This is a genomic window from Salicola sp. AFF1, assembly GCF_056783195.1.
In genome coordinates this window covers 1-2,178 of record NZ_JBXAYL010000080.1, presented here as the reverse complement: position 1 = coordinate 2,178, position 2,178 = coordinate 1, and the positions used below count along the sequence as shown (strand labels likewise).

The 2,178-nt window shown below is 63.2% G+C and carries 2 protein-coding genes; both read right to left on the bottom strand.

The features are described from left to right. Positions 1–16: 16 nt before the first annotated feature. Positions 17–1,633, bottom strand: coding sequence for an IS66 family transposase (gene tnpC / locus AC1RQI_RS16690; protein ID WP_481905740.1), 1,617 nt, complete (start codon positions 1,631–1,633; stop codon positions 17–19). Between the two features lie 42 nt (positions 1,634–1,675). After that, positions 1,676–2,032, bottom strand: a complete 357-nt coding sequence (tnpB, locus tag AC1RQI_RS16685) for an IS66 family insertion sequence element accessory protein TnpB (protein WP_481905739.1) — start codon at positions 2,030–2,032, stop codon at positions 1,676–1,678. Positions 2,033–2,178: the final 146 nt, after the last annotated feature.

The window sequence follows — 2,178 nt, the reverse complement described above, 5'->3', positions numbered from 1 at the left end:
GTAAGCGGTCCACGAACTACGCGGTAACCGCCCCTTCCTGACGCCAGGGCAGCAGCCGGTCCAGCTGCTCATCGGTGGTGGCTGTTGGCAGCTGGCTCAGCACTTTGACCATATACTCGTAGGGTTCGAGCCCATTGGCCTTGGCCGTCTCGATCAGGCTGTAGATCCGGGCGCTGGCATCGGCGCCTTTCGGGGTGTCACTGAACAGCCAGTTCTTGCGCCCGATAACGAACGGGCGGATGGCGTTCTCCGCCGGGTTGTTGTCCAGCGGGATCTGCCCATCGTCGAGGAACCGGGTCAGCCGTGGCCACTGCTGCGACAGGTAATGCAGTGCCTTGCCCAACGCCGTCTTTGGCGGCACTCGATGAAGTTGGCTTTCCAGCCAGTCCTGGAGCCGGTCGATGATCGGCTGGCTTTGTTGCCGGCGCAGCGCCAGTCGCTCATCAACGCTCAGAGTCCTGGCCTGCTGTTCGACGGTGTAGAGCTGGCGGATGAGCTTGAGCGCCTTGTCCGCCTGCCCGACCTTGCCCTTGGGCTGAACTTTGCGGGCGCTGACGAACTTGCGTCGGGCGTGGGCCCAACAGCCGGCATGGGTCAGCCCGTTCTGGCGGGCGATCTGCGCGTAGCCTTCATAGCCATCGGTGACCAGCACGCCCTGGTACTGGCCCAGCAGTTCGATGGGGATGCGCCCGGCGCGTGAAGGTCGGTAGTCAAAGAGCACGATCGATCCGCCCTCGGGCGGGCTGCCTCGCTGCAGCCACATGTAGGAGGTTGCACTCGCCTCGCGGTCCTGCTCATCGTTGACCTGGACCGTGGTCTCATCCATGTGGATGACCGGGCTGGCGCGTAAGTGCTCACGAAGGCGCTCGATCAGTGGCGCCATGCGCTCGCTGGCCTGGATCATCCAGCGCGCCAGGGTATTGCGCGGCAGTTCCACCCCCAGGCGTTTGAACGCCTGCTGCTGGCGGTACAGCGGCAGCGCATCCACGTATTTGGCTACCAGGCAGTAGGCCAGCAGATTGGCGCTGGCATTGGATTTGGGCAGCGGCTGCGCCGGAGCCGGCGCGATGGCGACACCGTCCTCGCACTGGCGGCAGGCGTATTTCGGGCGGATGTGGCGGATCACCTGAACGCGGGCGGGGATCACATCCAGCTGTTCGGTGACCTCCTCGCCGATGCGAACGCGCTGGGCGCCATCATTGGGACACTGCTGCTCCGCTTCTTCCAGGTCGTGGACGACATCCACACGGGGCAGCTCCGGTGGAAGCGCGACGCGCCCGCCCCGACTGGAGGTCTGGCGCCGGCAGCGGTCGGCCTCGGCCTGAGCGTCATCGTCGTCTTCGAGGTCTGCCGCCTGCGGGGTCTCATCCGTCTCAACGGCCAGCATTTCCGCTTCGTTGAAGAACATGTCCGCCTGCTCAACGCGGTACTTCTCGGAAGAGGGCCCGAAGCGGTTCTCGATCAGCAGCCGAAGCTGCTCAAACAGATCGCGTTTGGCCTGTTCCAGTGATTCGGTCTTGCGCTCCAGCGATTGATTACGCTTGGCAAGACGAGCATTTTCCGCCTTCTGCTGCTGCAGCTGGCGCTGCAGTTCGGCAACGGTGGAAGCGGAGCTGGAGGCGGCGTCTGACATGACGCTATTATACTAAATGGCCCATCAATCAGCCACTTGGAATCACCCGACGGTGTCAAAAATCAGTTCCTGATGGGGCTTCATTCGAGCGATGTCATACCCATCCAGAAGCCAGTTCAGCTGCTGGCCCGTCAGCGCCATCGGCGAGCCATCCGAGCGCTCCGGCCACTTGAACCGCTCCTGCTCCAGGCGCTTGTACCACAGCACAAAACCGTTGCGCTCCCAGGCCAGGATCTTGACCTTGTCGCGCTGGCGATTGCAGAACACAAACACTGCGGGCTCGAACGGGTTGAGTTCCATCGCCTCTTGCACCAGCAACGCCAGCCCGTCGATGGACTTGCGCATGTCCACCACGTCCCGGCACAGGTAGACGGTCACATCGGTTGCTGGGCGGATCACGAGGCCACCTCAACACGGACAAACCGATCCGGGCGGTGTTGGGGCGGCAGCTCAATGTGCTGAACTGCCAGGCGCTGGCGCCACTGCATGAGATCGGAGAAATCGAGTTGCTGGTGTTCGGCATAGGCACTCAGGCTCTGCCCCAA